General features: G+C 62.9%; 9 protein-coding genes. 3 read left to right on the top strand and 6 right to left on the bottom strand.

Annotated features, from left to right (window positions below; translation table 11 throughout):
- Window positions 1-37 precede the first annotated feature (37 nt).
- On the top strand, window positions 38-226 hold the full coding sequence (locus AC07W7_RS06955) for a hypothetical protein (protein WP_076963007.1): 189 nt from the start codon (window positions 38-40) through the stop codon (window positions 224-226).
- Window positions 227-320: 94 nt separating this feature from the next.
- Here AC07W7_RS06955 and AC07W7_RS06950 read toward each other — a convergent pair whose 3' ends face one another.
- From AC07W7_RS06950 to AC07W7_RS06925, 6 genes are all read right to left on the bottom strand, one after another.
- Complete coding sequence (locus tag AC07W7_RS06950; protein ID WP_076963006.1) at window positions 321-866, bottom strand: DUF2058 domain-containing protein; 546 nt, start codon at window positions 864-866, stop codon at window positions 321-323.
- A gap of 25 nt (window positions 867-891) precedes the next feature.
- A complete protein-coding gene (mazG, locus tag AC07W7_RS06945) occupies window positions 892-1,725 on the bottom strand; it encodes a nucleoside triphosphate pyrophosphohydrolase (RefSeq protein WP_495038986.1) in 834 nt (277 codons plus the stop codon).
- Between the two features lie 166 nt (window positions 1,726-1,891).
- Entirely contained in the window at window positions 1,892-4,135 is a 2,244-nt protein-coding gene (relA, locus tag AC07W7_RS06940) for a GTP diphosphokinase (protein ID WP_099168065.1), read from the bottom strand.
- 120 nt (window positions 4,136-4,255) lie between these two features.
- Window positions 4,256-5,608: a 23S rRNA (uracil(1939)-C(5))-methyltransferase RlmD gene (gene rlmD, locus AC07W7_RS06935; RefSeq protein WP_495038985.1), complete on the bottom strand. Its 1,353-nt coding sequence runs from the start codon at window positions 5,606-5,608 to the stop codon at window positions 4,256-4,258.
- A complete protein-coding gene (gene cysM / locus AC07W7_RS06930) occupies window positions 5,608-6,510 on the bottom strand; it encodes a cysteine synthase CysM (RefSeq protein WP_099168063.1) in 903 nt (300 codons plus the stop codon). Before cysM ends, rlmD begins: the two co-directional genes overlap by 1 nt.
- Window positions 6,511-6,657: 147 nt before the next feature.
- Window positions 6,658-13,059 carry a retention module-containing protein gene (locus tag AC07W7_RS06925; protein WP_495038984.1) on the bottom strand — a complete coding sequence of 2,134 codons (6,402 nt, stop codon included), beginning with the start codon at window positions 13,057-13,059 and terminating at the stop codon, window positions 6,658-6,660.
- Between the two features lie 477 nt (window positions 13,060-13,536).
- On the opposite strand from AC07W7_RS06925, the gene AC07W7_RS06920 reads away from it, so the two are divergent.
- Both AC07W7_RS06920 and AC07W7_RS06915 read left to right on the top strand, forming a co-directional pair.
- On the top strand, window positions 13,537-14,895 hold the full coding sequence (locus tag AC07W7_RS06920) for a TolC family outer membrane protein (RefSeq protein WP_099168061.1): 1,359 nt from the start codon (window positions 13,537-13,539) through the stop codon (window positions 14,893-14,895).
- A gap of 22 nt (window positions 14,896-14,917) precedes the next feature.
- Window positions 14,918-17,077 (top strand): type I secretion system permease/ATPase, encoded by a 2,160-nt coding sequence (locus AC07W7_RS06915; RefSeq protein ID WP_495038983.1) that lies wholly within the window; start codon window positions 14,918-14,920, stop codon window positions 17,075-17,077.
- Window positions 17,078-17,082 lie beyond the last annotated feature (5 nt).

The raw sequence follows: 17,082 nt of genomic DNA, 5'->3' as shown, positions 1-17,082 counted from the left end.
GCCTTGCCGCAGATCAACCAGAGACTGGAGCAAGCAGATGACTGTAAAAGTAACTGAACGCGACGATGCCCATATGTCCCACGAGGCCCTGGGCCATGGGATTCATATCTGGGATGTGCATCAGCAAGACCTACTGGTCGGCATGTTTCACAATGAGTGCGACGCTCATAATTATAAAAACGAGCTCGAAACCCTTGAAACGAGACGCCAGGCATCAAGTTCCTGAACAGCTGAAATCCCATAGCCACCCGGCCCACGCAGCCGCAGTGTCTATAAACACAAACCCCGCCTTTTGAGCGGGGTTTGTTGTTTTTAACGCCTTACCACATCAGATCGTCAGGGATCTGATAAGCGGCGTACGGATCATCCTCATCCGGCACCTGGGCCTCGGTGAGGATGTTCATCTGCACGATACGCTCAGGCGCGCGCTCCTGGATTTTCAGCGCGGCCTCCCGTGGGATGACTTCGTAACCGCCGCCGTGATGGACAATCGCCAATGAGCCGTTGCTCAGCTTGTTGCGCATCAAGGTGTTGACCGACAGGCGCTTGACCTTCTTGTCGTCCACGAAGTTGTAGTAGTCCTCGGTGGTCAACTTGGGCAGGCGCGAGGTTTCGATCAATTGCTTGACCTGCGCGGCACGGGCCTTGGCCTCGACCTTTTCCTGCTGCTGGCGGTTGAGCTCCTGGTCGCGCTTGACCTTCTCGGCCTGTGCCTCCAGGGCCAGGCGCTGCTGGGTGTCATCGGCCTGGGCCTGGCCTTTGTGAACCAGGCGCTGCTGCTTCTGCTTGTCTTTGCCGACCTGCTTGGCCTGCTTCTGATTGACCAGGCCTGCTTTGAGCAACTGGTCGCGAAGGGAAATGCTCATGGTGCTTACTCACTTAGGCAACTGCTCAACCGCAGTTGGACACATTCTTTTCCTGGCGTTTGGCTTCGCCCCACAGGGCGTCCAACTCTTCGAGGGTGCAATCTTCCATGGGACGGTGGGTGTCGCGCAATGCCTGTTCGATAAATCGGAATCGCCTTTCGAATTTGGCATTGGCACCGCGCAGGGCGGTTTCCGGGTCCACCTTGAGGTGCCGGGCCAGGTTGACCGCTGCAAACAGCAGGTCACCGACCTCTTCAGCGATGGCCACCGAATCGTTATCGGCCATCGCTTCGAGCACCTCATCGAGCTCTTCACGCACGTTATCCACCACCGGCAACGCCGCTGGCCAGTCGAAACCGACCTGGCTCGCGCGTTTTTGCAACTTGGCGGCGCGGGACAGGGACGGCAAGGCGCTGGGCACGTCATCGAGCAGGGACAGTTGCTCGGGGGCGTCGGATTTTTCTGCGCGTTCCTCGGCCTTGATGGCTTCCCAGCGTTCCTTGACCTGTTCTTCGCTCAGTTGCGGGATATCCAGCGGCGCATACAGGTCGCCAGTGGGGAACACATGGGGATGGCGGCGAATCAGCTTGCGGGTAATGCTGTCGACCACCCCGGCGAACTCGAAGCGCCCCTCTTCCCGGGCCAGTTGGCTGTAATACACCACCTGGAACAACAGGTCGCCCAACTCGCCTTGCAGATGGTCGAAATCCCCGCGCTCGATGGCGTCGGCGACTTCGTAGGCTTCTTCCAGGGTGTGGGGCACGATACTGGCGTAGGTTTGCTTGATGTCCCACGGGCAACCGTACTGCGGGTCACGCAGGCGGTTCATCAGGTGTAGCAGGTCTTCAAGTGAATACATCGGTCAATCTCTGTTCGCTGAAAGGGTCACGCTACAAATCAATGTGGGAGCCGGGCTTGCCCGCGATGCAGGCGCCTCGGTATGCCGGGTAGACCGAGTCGATGCAATCGCAGGCAAGCCAGCTCCCACACAAGCCCCACATTTCAGACTGCGCTGATCCAGCGCTTCATGGCGTGCGGTTACGCCGGGTCTCGATGATGTTCGGCAACTGGGAGATACGCCCCAGCAACCGCCCCAATGCGTCCAGCCCCGGGATCTCGATGGTCAGGGACATCAACGCGGTGTTGTCCTCCTTGTTCGAGCGGGTGTTGACCGCCAGGACGTTGATCCGCTCGTTGAGCAGCACCTGCGAGACATCCCGCAGCAACCCCGAGCGGTCGTAGGCGCGGATGATGATGTCCACCGGGTAGGTGAGCACCGGCACCGGGCCCCAACTGACCTGGATGATCCGCTCCGGCTCGCGCCCGCCCAGTTGCAACACCGAGGCACAATCCTGGCGGTGAATGCTCACCCCACGGCCCTGGGTGATGTAGCCGACAATGGCGTCGCCCGGCAACGGCTGGCAGCAGCCGGCCATCTGGGTCATCAGGTTGCCCACGCCCTGGATCTGGATATCGCCGCGCTTGCCCGGCTTGTAGCCGGTGGCCTTGCGCGGGATCAGCTCCAGTTGCTCGCTGCCGCGCTCCGGCTCCACCAACTGCTGGGCCAGGTTGACCAGTTGCGCCAGGCGCAGGTCGCCGGCACCGAGGGCGGCGAACATGTCTTCGGCAATCTTCATATTGGCTTTTTCGGCCAACTTGTCGAAGTCCACCTGGGGCAGGCCCAGGCGCCCCAGTTCGCGTTCGAGCAAGGTCTTGCCGGCGGCGACGTTCTGGTCCCGCGCCTGCAGCTTGAACCAGTGGACAATCTTCGCCCGCGCCCGCGACGTGGTGATATAGCCCAGGTTCGGGTTCAGCCAATCGCGGCTCGGCGTGCCGTGCTTGCTGGTGATGATCTCGACCTGTTCACCGGTCTGCAGGCTGTAGTTGAGCGGCACGATGCGCCCGTTGATCTTGGCGCCACGGCAGTTGTGGCCGATCTCGGTGTGCACGCGGTAGGCGAAGTCCAGCGGCGTCGCGCCCTTGGGCAAGTCGATGGCGTGGCCGTCGGGGGTGAAGATATAGACCCGGTCGGGCTCGATATCCACCCGCAACTGTTCGGCCAGGCCGCCGATATCGCCCAGTTCTTCGTGCCACTCCAGTACCTGGCGCAGCCAGGAGATTTTCTCTTCGTACTGGTTGGAACCGGCCTTGACGTCGGTGCCCTTGTAGCGCCAGTGCGCGCAAACGCCCAGCTCGGCTTCCTCGTGCATGGCATGGGTGCGGATCTGCACTTCCAGCACCTTGCCCTCGGGGCCGATCACCGCGGTGTGCAGCGAACGGTAGCCGTTTTCCTTGGGGTTGGCGATGTAGTCGTCGAATTCCTTGGGAATATGCCGCCACAGGGTGTGGACGATGCCCAGCGCGGTGTAGCAATCGCGCATTTCCGGCACCAGCACACGCACGGCGCGCACGTCGTAGATCTGGCTAAAGGCCAGGCCCTTGCGCTGCATTTTGCGCCAGATCGAATAGATGTGCTTGGCCCGACCACTGATATCGGCCTCGACACCGGTGGCCTGCAACTCTGAGCGCAACTGGCCCATCACATCGCTGATAAAGCGCTCACGGTCCAGCCGCCGCTCATGCAGCAGGGTCGCGATCTGTTTGTATTGATCGGGTTCCAGGTAGCGGAAGGACAGGTCCTCCAGCTCCCACTTGATATGGCCAATCCCCAGGCGGTGGGCCAGGGGCGCGTAGATATCGAAGACCTCGCGGGCGACGCGGTTGCGCTTTTCGTCATCGGCGGTTTTCACCGCACGGATCGCGCAGGTACGTTCGGCCAGCTTGATCAGCGCCACGCGTACGTCGTCGACCATCGCCACCAGCATCTTGCGCAGGTTTTCCACCTGGCCCTGGGTGCCCAGCACCATCGACTGGCGCGGGCTGAGGCTGGCGCTGATGGCCGCCATGCGCAGCACGCCGTCGATCAGCTTGGCCACCACCGCGCCGAACCGCTGGCTGACCAGCGGCAACGCAATATGCCCTTCGCGCACGCCGCGATAGAGCACCGCGGCGATCAGCGAGTCCTGATCCAGCTTGAGGTCGGCGAGGATCTCGGCGATTTCAAGCCCGGTGCGAAAACTGGAGGTGCCTTCGGCCCACAGGTTCTTGGCCGCATTGTCTTGCTGTTCTGCCTCGCGAGCGAACTCGCAGGCGGTTTTCAAGGCTTCACGGTCCAGTGCCGGATCGACACTGACGGCATGATCCAGCCATGCCTCGAGATTGATACTGCCGTCGGTGTTGATCGGCTGGTGTGCTCTCACCTGTACCATCTTGCTTACCTTCCCTACGACGCGCCTGTAGCGCGTCAAAATCGCTGACCCTTGTAACGCGAACTCCCTGGCAGGTCACAGGCCCTGGAGAACGCAGGCCAGTCGGACTAAACGAGCATCCTAGCTCGCTTCAAATAACGCCATCGCCTCGACATGCGCAGTTTGCGGAAACATATCGAGGATCCCGGCACGTTTTAGCCGGTAGCCTTGCTTGACCAACTCGACAGTGTCCCGCGCCAGCGTGGCAGGGTTGCAGGACACATACACCAGGCGCTCAGCCCCCAGAGTGGCCAGCTTGCGCACAACCTCCAGGGCACCGTCGCGAGGTGGGTCCAAGAGTACCGCACAAAAGCCTGCTTTGGCCCATGGCGCATCACTCAAAGGCTGGGACAAATCAGCCTGAAAAAACTGCACATTATGCAGATTATTGCTGAGGGCGTTGACGGCCGCGCGATCCACCATGGCCTGCACGCCTTCTACCGCCACCACTTCACGCACCTGGCCCGCCAGGGGCAAGGCAAAGTTGCCCAGGCCGCAGAACAGGTCCAGCACCCGTTCGTCGGCGCGCGGTGCCAGCCAGTCCAGGGCCTGGGCCACCATCGCCTCGTTGACCCCGGCATTGACCTGCACAAAATCCCCTGGCCGGTAAGCCAGTTCCAGGTCCCACTGCTCAAGACGATAGCCCAAGGCCTGCCCGGCCGCGAACGGCTGCGGCTCGCCTTCGCCATGCAGCCACAGCTGGGCGTCATGGAATGCGCAGAATTCTTGCAGCACCACCAGGTCGGCGTCCGACAGCGGCGCCATATGCCGCAGCAACACGGCAATCGACGAGCCACTGAACAACTCGACATGCCCCAGGGCCTGAGGCTTGCTCAGGCGCCGCAGCATGTTGGGCAGGCGCTGCATGATCGGTTGCAAGGCCTGTACCAGCACCGGGCAATCGTCGATGGCCACGATGTCCTGGCTGGCCACGGCGCGAAAGCCCACGTCCAGGCGCTTGGCCTTGGCGTCCCAGCGCACGGCGACCCGCGCCCGGCGGCGGTAGCCGAACTCGGGGCCGCTCAAAGGCGCCGCCCATTCCTGGGGCTCGACCCCGGCGACACGGGACAATTGCTCGGCGAGCATGCGCTGTTTCAGGGCAAGCTGTTCGGCATGGGGCAGGTGTTGCAGGCTGCAACCGCCACAACGGCCAGCATGCACGCACGGCGCCGGGCGGCGCAGTTCGCTGGCCTTGAACACCCGTTCGGTGCGGGCCTCGACCACTTTGCCATGGGCCCCCAGCACCCGCGCCTCGACCTCTTCGCCGGCCAGGGCGCCCACCACAAACCAGGTGCGACCTTCAAAAAACACGATCCCCCGGCCATCGTTGGCCAGGCGCTCGATGGTCAGGCGTTGCTTCTTGCCGACCGGAACTTGGGGCGCCCGGCTGCCGCCCGTAGGCTGGAAACGCAGGCCTCGCTCTTGCTTGGCCATCAGTTGGGCGCGTCGAAAATGCCGGTCGACAGGTAGCGGTCGCCTCGGTCACAGATGATCGCGACGATCACCGCGTTTTCCAGTTCTGCAGACAGGCGCAACATACCGGCCACGGCACCACCGGAGGACACGCCACAGAAGATGCCTTCTTCACGGGCCAGGCGGCGGGTGGTGTCTTCGGCTTCACGCTGGGCCATGTCGATGATGCGATCGACGCGGGCGGCGTTATAGATCTTGGGCAGGTACTCTTCGGGCCAGCGACGGATCCCCGGGATCGCCGCGCCTTCCACCGGTTGCAGGCCAACGATCTGGATCGCCGGGTTCTGCTCCTTGAGGTAGCGCGAGTTGCCCATGATGGTGCCGGTGGTGCCCATGGAGCTGACGAAATGGGTGATGGTGCCCTGGGTCTGGCGCCAGATCTCCGGGCCGGTGCTGGTGTAGTGCGACTCGGGGTTGTCCGCGTTGGCGAACTGGTCCAGGACCTGGCCACGGCCTTCGGCGGCCATGCGCTCGGCCAGATCGCGCGCGCCTTCCATGCCCTCTTGCTGGGTCACCAGCACCAGCTCGGCGCCATAGGCGGTCATCGCCGCCTTGCGCTCGGCGCTGCCGCTGTCGGGCATGATCAGGATCATTTTGTAGCCCTTGATCGCGGCAGCCATGGCCAGGGCAATCCCGGTATTGCCGGAAGTGGCTTCGATCAAGGTGTCACCCGGCTTGATCTGCCCACGCAGCTCGGCGCGGGCGATCATCGACAGCGCCGGGCGATCCTTGACCGAGCCTGCCGGGTTATTACCCTCAAGCTTGAGCAGCAAGGTATTGCTGGTGTTACCCGCCATGCGTTGCAAGCGGACCAGGGGGGTGTTGCCGACGCAATCGGCGATGGTGGGGTATTGCAAGGTCATGGCGTATTCGCAATCCAGGCTGCGGGGGCGCCTATCATACCGGCAAACGCTGGCGGGCCATATCACGCAATTCGCGGTGCTTATAGCTGCAAGTTATAAGCTGCAAGCGGCAAGCTTGACGCTGACAACTTGCAGTTGCCGCTGTCATCAGACCGTATCCACCTTCAACGAATGGTCATTCAACATCCCATTGATGATCGTCGCCGTATCCGCCCCACCCGCAATCAACCCACCCACGCCCGGTGTCACACCGTAGTGGGTCGCCAGGTTGACCCCCGCCAGGTCGAGGGTCTGGGTCGGCGTGGCGCCGGCCACGGCGCTGATGTCGATAGTGGTCATACCGCCCAGCACCTTGAAGTGCAGATAGTCATCCAGGGACGCCGATGTCGCATTCTCCCCCAGCAGCAACTGCGAGAGGTCCAGCTTGTCGCTGCCCACCGTAAAGTCGGTAATGACGTCGTGCCCACTATTGCCGGCCAGGTACTGGAAGGTATCGGCGCCAGGGCCGCCAGTCAGGGTGTTGGTGCCCGAGCCGCCGACCAGGAAGTCATCGCCGCCCTCGCCCTTGAGGGTGTCATTGCCCAGCCCGCCGGAGATCAGGTTGTTATTGCCGTCGCCGGTGAGCACGTCATTGAAGTTGGAGCCGATCAGGTTTTCCAGGGCCTGCAAGGTATCGGTGCCGGCGCCGCCGGTGACTTGCGCGCCCCCCAGGCCAAGGTTGACGGTCACGCCTGCCGTGGCATGGGCATAGCTGACGGTATCGATGCCCGCCCCGCCATCGAGCAGGTCGTTGCCGATCCCACTGAACAGCAGGTCATTGCCATTGCCGCCGTGCATCTGGTTATTGCCGGTGCCGGCGCTCAGTACATCGTTGCCATCCCCGCCATTGAGGAGGTTGCTGCCCGGCCCGGCCATGAGGATGTCATCGCCATTGGTGCCGGTCAGGGTGCTGCCGGCCTGGTAGCTGATGTCCACGGCGGCGCTGTCACTGCCACCGTGGTTGTCGCTGACCGAATAATTGCCGTGGTATTGCGGCGTGTAGTCCTGGGCGCCGGCGTAGTTGATGGTCATGGTCAACTGGTAGTTTTCGACGGCATTGGCATTCCCGGTGGGGTTGGGGACGTTGGTGAGGTGGATCTGGTACTCGCCCGTCGCCCCTGCCGTAAAGGTGCCGTTATCGAGGATCGGGGTTTCGCTGCCACCATTGAAGGCGTACGCCATGACCATGCGCGTGTCCGTCAGGTTATGGTTCAGGTTCAGGGTTTCCCCCTGATGCAGGGTGACGATGATGCGGTCTTCATCGTTAGCATTGCTGCCACTGACCATGCCCAGATAGCCGGTGACCAGCAGCGTAGCGGTCATGCCCGTGGCGCCCATGAAGGCTGTGCGCACATCCGCCAGGTTCTGGTTGGCGAAATTATCCGGCTGGCCGTTGAACGTGCGGCTGCCCGTCCCGGTAAAGCTGCCCCCCTTGACCATCCAGCCCGTTGCAAAACTGGTGGGCACAGGCGTCAGGGTGTCATGGTTGGCATCGCTGTCATTGGCCAGCAACAACTCGGCAGGCACCACAATATTGCCCGCCAGGATATTGGTGATCACATGATCATCACCGGCCACCGGTGCCACGTTCGGGTTGACCTTGACCACCAGGCTGGAGGTGGCGAGATCGCCGTCGTTGTCGCTGACGGTCACGCCGAAGGTTTCGGTGATCAGCGACCCCGTCAGCGTCGGCGGGGTGTAGCGGAACTCGCCGTTGTCCATGTCCACCACCAGCGTGCCGCCCTGGTTGGTGGTGATGGTGACACTGTTGCTCAGCGTATCGAACGTACCGTGGCCGCCCGGCAGGTTGGCGCTCATCGAGCCCCCCGCCGCCGGGTTGTAGGTGTAGACGATCCCATCCACCGCAAGGGATTTGACGAAGCCGCCATCGGCGCCAAACGTGCCGTCCGTCAGCAGGCTGCCGGTGACCGGTGCGCCCTGTACCGTGCCGGCCAGCACCGCGTCCAGGCCCGCCAGGTTGGCCACCACCACCGCGTTGGTGTTGGTGTGGGTGCTGCCGTCGTAGGCCACCGGGTCCAGGTAAATGCTGTTGACCCCCGCGCCCAGGCCAATGGCATAGGCCTTGATGCCGTTGGCGTCGAGGAAGGCCCGCCATACACCTTCTTCAGTGACGTCGATCCCGTCGCCGTATTCCGGGTTGACCACGTTGCCGGGGTTGTTCGGGTTATTGGTGTTGGACGTGGTGGGGTTACCGTCCGAGAAGAAATACGCCACGTTCTGCGCGCCCTCCAGCTTGCCGGCGGTGCCATAGGCGGTCTGCGCGGTGCCGAGGGCCGAATCGTAGTTGGTGCCGTTGAACGCGGTAAGGCCGTTGACCAGGGTCTTGGCCGTGGCGACGCTGACCCATTGGCTGCTCAATTGCTGGGAGCTGTCATTGAAGGTCACGATCTGCACCTTCACATCGCCCATGTCGTCATAACGGTTGAGCAACTCGGTGATGGAGGCTTTGGCCAGGTCGAGCCGCGTACCGCCGGCCCCTGACGCGTCGTTCATGCTGCCGGAGATATCGATGATCAGCAGCAGGTTGGAATCCACCTCCGTGGCCGTGACCTCACGCGCGCTGGACACTACGTTGGGCACGTCATCGACAATGCTCACCACGATGCTGCTGTTGGTGGTATTGCCCAACAGGTCCGTGACCTTGTAGGTGAAGGTCTCGGTCAGCACATTCGGCCCGTCGTTGCTATTGGGCAAGGTCTTGGGTGCCGAGGTCAGGGTGTAGGTGTAGGTGCCGTTGGGGTTGAGCAGGATCTGCCCGTAGGTGCCAGTAGCACTGCCCACCAGGCTGAAACTCAGCGGGCCACTGCCGCCGGTTACCGAATCTGCGAGGTTGCCGCTGGCGGTTTCCGTGGTGGCCGTCGGGTCGCTGCCGACCACGGTGCCAGGCGCCAGGTCCTGGCCGTCCAGGTTAAGGTCCAGGGCTTTTTCGTAGACCGTGACATCGCCATCGGTCAGCGCTTTCAGGCCACTGTCGGTCAGCGTAATGGTCAGGGTCGTGGTGCTGATATCTCCGTCGGCATCGCGCACGGTATACACGAATGTATCCGTCGCGCCTGGTGGCGTCACCGAGTTGGGGTTGCTGTGGTACACGGCGTTGCCGTTCGCATCCAGGGTCAGGTAACCGAAGGCCCCGTTGATGTTGCTGCCCAGGCCACCACTGGCCGGGGTGCCGGTATTGCTCCCCGCCCGCACCCCGACCACCGCGCCGGCCAACGTGGGGCTATCGGCGCCGCCCACGTCATTGCCCAGCACATTGGCGCTGACCACACCGCCTTCTACCACCGAGCGCACGTCAGGGTTGGCGGTGGGCAGGTCATCGATGATGTTGATATCGATCGTACCCGTGGCCGTATGGGTATCGTAATCGCTGGCCGTGACCGTAATGTGCTCGGACAGGCTGTTGTCGCCGTTGGCATTGGGGTGCGCTTCATTGTCGAGCAAGGTGTAGCGGTAACTGACCACCCCGGTGTTGGGGTCGTAGCCGGTAACAACAAAGTTATTGCCCAGCAGGGTGCCTTCCGACAACGGGAAGGTGGCAACCACGCCGTTGGTCACCACGTTCAAGCCGCCGACCGTGAGGTTTTTCAAACCGTCCAGGGCGGTGACCGTGAAAATGCCGGTCTGGGTCAGTGCGGGGATATTCGGGTTGCTGCCGTCGAACAGGTTTTTTTCATAGACGGTCAACTCGCCGCCGGTGAGATCCAGGCCGGTCAGCACTACCGGGTCGTTGTTGTTGTGTACCTGTAGCACCAGCTTGGCGGTGCTGGTATCGCCGTCGCTGTCGTTCAACTGATAGGTGAAGGTCTCGGTACCGTTACCCCCGCCGTGAAGGGCGATAAATTGTGGATCAGTCTTGTCCAGGGTGTAGATGTAGCTGCCATCGGCAAACAGTTGCAGGGTGCCGTAGGTGCCGACAATAGTGCTCGGCGTTACCGGGCCCGTGGCGATGCGGTCGGCGCCTTGCACGTCATTGCCCAGGACGCTGCCGCTGAGGATGAGCAGACTTTCGGAGGCAGTACCAGCAGGATTGTCATCGACGGCTTTTGGCACATCGTCGACCACATTCACGTCCAAAGAACCGCTGGCGGTGCTGTTGTCGTTGTCAGTAGCGGTCACCGTGAACGACTCGCTGATGCTATTGGTGCCCGCGCCCGATGGATGGCTGTCGGTGCCATTGAGGGTATAGCTGTAGCTGATTACGCCGGTGCTGGCGTTATAGCCGGTGATGGTCAGGGTGTTGCCCAAGCCAGTGGGTTCCGACTGCGGAAAATTGGCGGCGACGCCGTTGCTGACGACGCTGATACCGCCCACAGTCAGGTTTTTCAAGCCGTCCAAGGCAGTCACGGTAAAGGTGCCGGATTGGGTTAACGCAGGCCCATCGATAGCGCTGCCCAACGGTAGGTTTTTCTCGTAGACGGTGACTTCCCCACCATTCACTTCAAGCCCCGTCAACACCACCGGATCGTCGTTGTTATGCACCTGCAAGACGAGGTTGGCGGTGCTGGTATCACCATCGCTGTCATTCAATTGATAAGTGAAAGTCTCAGTGCCGTTGCCACCGCCATTCAGGGCCATGAACTGTGGATCGGTCTTGTCCAGGGTGTAGACATAGCTGCCATCGGCAAACAGTTGCAGGGTGCCGTAGGTGCCGATGATGGTGTTCGGCGTCACCGGCCCGGATACCACCCGATCCGCGCCTTGCACATCATTGGCCAACACCGTGCCGCTCAGGGTCAGCAAGCTTTCAGACGCCACTTGCCCATTGCTGTCATCGGCGGCTGCCGGAACATCGTCCACCACGCTGATATGCAGCGTGCCAGTAGCCGTGCTGTTGTTGGTATCGCTGGCGATCACATTGAAGCTTTCGGTCAGCGCATTTACCCCGCCCGCCGCGGGATGCGCCTCGGTGCCGGTCAGGGTGTAGCTGTAGCTGACCACCCCGGTGGCCGGGTCAAAGCCGGTGATGGTCAGGGTATTGCCCAGGCCGGTGGCGATCGATTGCGGGAAGCCGGCGGCAACACCGCCGGACATCACGCTGATACCGCCCACGGACAGGTTCTGCAAACCGTCCACGGCCGACACGCTCAGGCTGCCGGTGCGGGTCAGTGCGCCAGCGTCGGGGCTACTGCCGTCCACCAGGTTTTTTTCATAGAGGGTCAGGTCGGCACCATTCACGCTGATGCCACCGATCACCACCGGGTCGTCGTTGTTGTGCACGTGCAGCACCAGGTTGGCGGTGCTGCTGTCGCCATCGGCGTCGGTCAGGGTGTAGGTGAAGGTTTCGCTGCCATTGCCGCCGCCGTGCAGCGCGACAAAATCAGGGTCGGCGGTGTTCAGCGTGTAGGTGTAGCTGCCATCGGCCGCCAGCACCAGGGTGCCGTATTGGCCGATGAATGTACCACCGGTGATCGGGCCACTGGCGACGCGGTCGGCGCCCTGGGTGTCGTTGTCCAGGACGTTGCCGACAAGGGTCAGCAGGCTTTCCGATGCGCTGCCTTCATGGCTGTCAGCCACCGCCTTGGGGACATCGTCGATAACCGTGATATCCAGCGAACCCGTGGCGGTATCGTTGTCGCTATCGGTGGCAACCACCGCAAAATTTTCGCCGAGGCTGTTGGTGCCGGCACCCGATGGATGGGCCTCATTGCCCGTCAATGTGTAGCTGTAGCTGATCACCCCGGTGGCCGCGTTATACCCGGTAATACTCAAGGTATTACCCAACCCGGTGGTAATGCTTTGCGGGAAGCTGCTGGCCACCCCGCCGCTGACCACGTTGATGCCGCCCACCGTCAGGCTTTGCAGGCCATCGGGCGCCGAGACGTTGAAGGTGCCGCTTTGCACCAGTGCCACCGGGTTGCTGGCCGAACCTTGGGCAAGATGGGCCTCGTTGAGCGTCAGTTCGCCGCCTTCGACCTCCAGCCCGCCCAGGCTCACCGGGTTGTCGGGGGGCACCACCACGGGCTGGTCGTTGCCGGTATCGGGCTGGCCGGCGACCTGGAACAACGGAAACTCAGGAATCGCGCCAAACCCTGCCGTGGGAAAGCCGATGACCGGCTCCACCCGCCCGGCGACTTCAGTCAGCAGCACAAAGGAGTGCCCACCGCCCAATTCACCCGCCGCCGTGCTGCCGGCCTGGCCGGCGGCCGTGGCTTCGGCGGTCTGGGTCGGGTCGGCCCCTGCGGCAATGGCTTTTTGCAGTTGCTGCACATCGGTCAACTGCGCCTGGCTCGCTGCGAGATCTTCCGAGGCATGAATCTGCGGCGCCTGGCCGGCCAGCAGTTGCGGGGAAAGACCCAGGCTGCTGTCGCGCCCTAAGGTCAGCTCCTGGCCGTTGGTCAATTGCACCGCCACCGCACCGGCTGCGCCGGTCTGCAGTTGCTCGCCGGCAAACAGTCGGTCGCCTTCGATCAGGCTACGGCGGCTGCCATCCCCGGCCACGGCAAAGACTTCCCCAACCACCTTGCTGACAACACCAACTAACTTGGCCATGTGCTTATCTCCCTGTCCGACCCCAGTAGTCGGCACCTCGGTTACGTGCACAAGTGCAGTGGATCAGATGCCCGGCCGGTCATTGAACGTGGCACAAAACCGATTCAAATCAGTTACCCATCCACGCCTCGACCCGGTTGCAGAGAGCCTCCCAAGGGGGCAAGCGACAAAAAACCGTCACCTGTAAATTCCCCTTTTTTCCGCTCCCCCTTCCTCCGCCTGCACTTGCGATTGAACTTTCCCCGAGCCGCAAAACGCGCCAAAGCGCACATAACTCAAGGCTTACGCTTTGAACAATGTATTGCTTCGCGCCGAACGCATAAGTTTTTTTGGACATAAATATTATGAGAAATCCTTCTTAGCTCCTCTCGCAAATGTTCTTAGCTCTGTTGTTACAAGCCTGAGACGGTTTGACCCCATAAATTCGTCAAATAAATGGCGACAGACCAGTAACACTGACTACAGGGAGAAGTACCCATGCGCGTCTTGACCCCCCTCTGCAGCGCGATTCTGATCGCCATGGCATGCGCCAATACCCAAGCAATGTCGTTGACCCAAGCGATCCAAAGCACGCTGGACACTCACCCGGAACTCAATGCCAGCCGTAACAGCCGGCTTTCAGCCGATGAAGAGGTGAAAGTCGCCAAGGGCGGCTTCTACCCCAGCCTCGATCTCAATGCCGCCTACGGCCGCGGCTACAGCGACAACAGCAGCACCCGCGCCCGGGGCGGCAACCACCACACCGAGACCGACAACTACACCCAGTCGGAACTACGCCTGCGCCAGATGCTGTTCGACGGTTTCAACACCTCCAACGAAGTGCAGCGCACCGGGGCGGTGGTCAACTCCCGCGCCTACTACACCCGTGGCACCGCCGAAAGCCTGGCCCTGCGCACCGTCGAGGTGTACCTGGAAGTGCTCAAGCGCCGCGACCTGCTGACCCTGGCCAAGAACAACCTGCAGGCACACCTGCGCGTCACCGACCAGATCGGCCTGCGCACCGAGCGCGGCATCGGCAGCACCGCCGACCGCGACCAGTCCACCGCCCGTCGGGCCCTGGCAGATAACAACTACCAGACCGCCATGGTCGACCTGCAAGACGCCGAATCGAACTTCTACAGCGTGGTCGGGCGCATGCCGGACGAACTGGAAAGCCCGGCGTCGATCAAGGGCGAGCTGCCCAGCGACCAACTCGGGGCCCGGCGCAGCATGCTGGAGAACAACCCCTATCTGAAGTCGGCCCAGTCCGATGTGATGGCCGCCGAGAGCCAATACGAAGTGGCCAAGTCGCCGTTCTACCCACGCTTCGATGCCGAGGCGGCGGTGGGTGCCAATAACAATGTGCAGGGCGACCTGGGCCACGACAACGAATGGCGGGTGGGCGTGGTGATGAACTACAACCTGTTCCGTGGCGGCAGCGACAAGGCCCGCCTGGCGTCGGACTCGCACAAGATCAACCAGGCCATGGACATCCGCAACAACGCCCTGCGCATGCTCAACGAGAACCTCAACCTGGCCTGGCACGCCATGGACAACGCGCGCATCCAGACCCCCACCGCCCGCGAATACGCCGAGACCACCCAACGCGTACGTGCGGCCTACCAGGACCAGTTCGGCCTGGGCCAACGCACCCTGCTGGACCTTTTGGACAGTGAAAACGAGCTGTACAACGCCAACCGGCGCTACACCGAAGTGCGCTACACCGAAGAGTTCTCCATGTACCGCGTGCTGGCCAACATGGGCGAGCTGCTGAACAAGGAGCGCGTGGTGGTGCCGGCCGAAGCCATTGCCCAGTCGGAAGTCAAAAGCGAAGCCCACCTGCCTGACCTGAAGTAGCCACGACCTGGAGCCGATCGCCGTGAGCCAGATGGAACCGCTGAACCCGGGTGTCGACCCGCGCCAGAGCTTTGATGACCCATTGCTCGACGGCCTGCTGATCCTGTGCAAGCTGCACGGCCGTACCGTCAGCCGTTCCAGCCTGAGCGCCGGACTGCCCTTGGCAGAGCAGCGCCTGGGCCTGGACTTACTGCCACGGGCGGCGGCCCGGGCCAGCTTGCAGGCGCGGGTGTTGCGCCGGGACTTAAAGGCCATCTCGGCGCTGAACCTGCCGGTACTGCTGCTGCTTAACGCCGGCCGCTGCGCGGTGCTGCGGCGCTGGGGCGAGAATGGCCAGGCGCTGATCCTGCCCAGCGAAGCCGAAGGCGGCGAACAGTGGGTCAGCCGCGAGGAGCTCGAAGCGGCCTACAGCGGCCAGGCCCTGTTCGCCCGGCCCCGCCACGAGATCGAAGACCTGCGTGCGCCGCTGGTGCCGCGGGTCGAGGCGTGGTTTCGCGATACCCTGAAACTGTCGCGCTGGCTATACAGCGACGCGATTCTCGCCAGTTTGCTGATCAACCTGCTGGGCCTGATGGTGCCGCTGTTCGTCATGCAGACCTACGACCGCGTGGTGCCGAACCAGGCCATCTCGACCTTGTGGGTGCTGGTGATCGGCCTGCTGATCGGCACGGGCTTCGAGCTGGTGCTGCGGGTGGTGCGCGCCCATCTGCTGGACACCGCCGGCAAGAAGACCGACGTGATCCTGTCGGCGACCCTGTTCGAGCGCATCACCGGTATGTCGATGAAGGCGCGCCCCGCGACCATCGGCGGTTTTGCCCAGAGCATCCATGACTTCCAGGGCCTGCGCGAATTCCTCACCGCCGTGACCCTCACCAGCCTGATCGACCTGCCCTTCGCCGTGCTGATGCTGGTGGTGATCGGCCTGCTCGGCGGCTGGCTGGTGATCATCCCGTTGTGCGCATTCCCGCTGACCATCGGCTTTGCGATGCTGATCCAGGCGCGCCTGCGCGACACCGTGCAAAAAAGCCTGAGCCTGGGCGCCGAACGCCAGGCGCTATTGATCGAAACCCTCAGCGGCCTGGAAACCCTCAAGGCCTGCAGCGCCGAAAGCGAGCGCCAGCACCAGTGGGAAAGCACCCATGGCGCCCTCACCCGCCTCGACAGCCATGCGCGCAACCTCTCGGCGCTGGCCACCAATGGCACGCTGTTCATCCAGCAGTTTTCCGGGATGGCGACCATTGTTGCCGGGGTGTACAGCATCATCGCCGGCAGCCTCAGTGTCGGCGCGCTGGTGGCCACCTACATGCTCGGCAGCCGGGTATTAGCGCCGCTGGGGCAGATCGCCGGGTTGATCACCCGCTACCAGCAGGCGCAATTGACCATGCGCAGCACCGATGCGCTGATGGCCCTGCCCCAGGAGCGCGACCCGCAGCAGCGCCCACTGGAACGCACACAACTGAGCGGCGCCCTGGAAGTCAGCCAGGTCACCTTCCGCTACGCCGGGCAAAACGCCCCGGCCCTGAGCCAGGTCGGTTTCCAGCTCAAGGCCGGCGAGCGCGTGGGGATTATCGGCCGCAGCGGCTCGGGCAAAAGCACCCTGGGCCGGCTGGTGATGGGCTTTTACGCGCCAGAAGAAGGCCAGCTGCTGCTCGATGGCCTCGACCTGCGCCAACTGGATGTGGCCGACCTGCGCCAGCAAGTGGGTTATGTGGCCCATGATCTGCCGCTGTTGGCCGGCAGCCTGCGCGATAACCTGACCCTGGGCGCGCGCTATATCAGCGATGCGCGGATGCTCGAAGTGGCCGAACTGACTGGCGTCAGCGAACTGGCCCGCCAGCACCCCCAAGGCTTCGACCGGCCGGTGGGCGAGCGCGGGCAACTGCTGTCCGGCGGCCAGCGCCAGGCGGTGTTGCTGGCCCGCGCGCTGCTGCTCGACCCGCCGATCCTGCTGCTGGACGAACCCACCAGCGCCATGGACAACAGCAGCGAAGAAACCCTGCGCCAGCGCCTGGAGCTATGGGTCAGGGGCAAGACATTGCTGCTGGTCACGCACCGCACCTCGATGCTCAGCCTGGTCGACCGCCTGATCGTGCTGGACAACGGCCGCATCGTGGCCGACGGCCCCAAAGAAAGTGTGATCGATGCTCTGCGCAAGGGCCGTGTCGGCTCGGCCGCCGTCTAGGAGCC

The sequence above is a fragment of the Pseudomonas sp. GW821-FHT01D09 genome, assembly GCF_059422465.1.
The sequence above is the reverse complement of the archived record's forward strand: the minus strand, read 5'-3'. Positions and strand labels throughout refer to the sequence as shown.

What these genes read in the sequence shown, in the direction of transcription:
- AC07W7_RS06955 (WP_076963007.1), top strand. Translation starts at nt 38, where the DNA reads ATGACTGTAAAAGTAACTGAACGCGACGATGCCCATATGTCCCACGAG.
- AC07W7_RS06950 (WP_076963006.1), bottom strand. Translation starts at nt 866, where the DNA reads ATGAGCATTTCCCTTCGCGACCAGTTGCTCAAAGCAGGCCTGGTCAAT.
- mazG (WP_495038986.1), bottom strand. Translation starts at nt 1,725, where the DNA reads ATGTATTCACTTGAAGACCTGCTACACCTGATGAACCGCCTGCGTGAC.
- relA (WP_099168065.1), bottom strand. Translation starts at nt 4,135, where the DNA reads ATGGTACAGGTGAGAGCACACCAGCCGATCAACACCGACGGCAGTATC.
- rlmD (WP_495038985.1), bottom strand. Translation starts at nt 5,608, where the DNA reads ATGGCCAAGCAAGAGCGAGGCCTGCGTTTCCAGCCTACGGGCGGCAGC.
- cysM (WP_099168063.1), bottom strand. Translation starts at nt 6,510, where the DNA reads ATGACCTTGCAATACCCCACCATCGCCGATTGCGTCGGCAACACCCCC.
- AC07W7_RS06925 (WP_495038984.1), bottom strand. Translation starts at nt 13,059, where the DNA reads ATGGCCAAGTTAGTTGGTGTTGTCAGCAAGGTGGTTGGGGAAGTCTTT.
- AC07W7_RS06920 (WP_099168061.1), top strand. Translation starts at nt 13,537, where the DNA reads ATGCGCGTCTTGACCCCCCTCTGCAGCGCGATTCTGATCGCCATGGCA.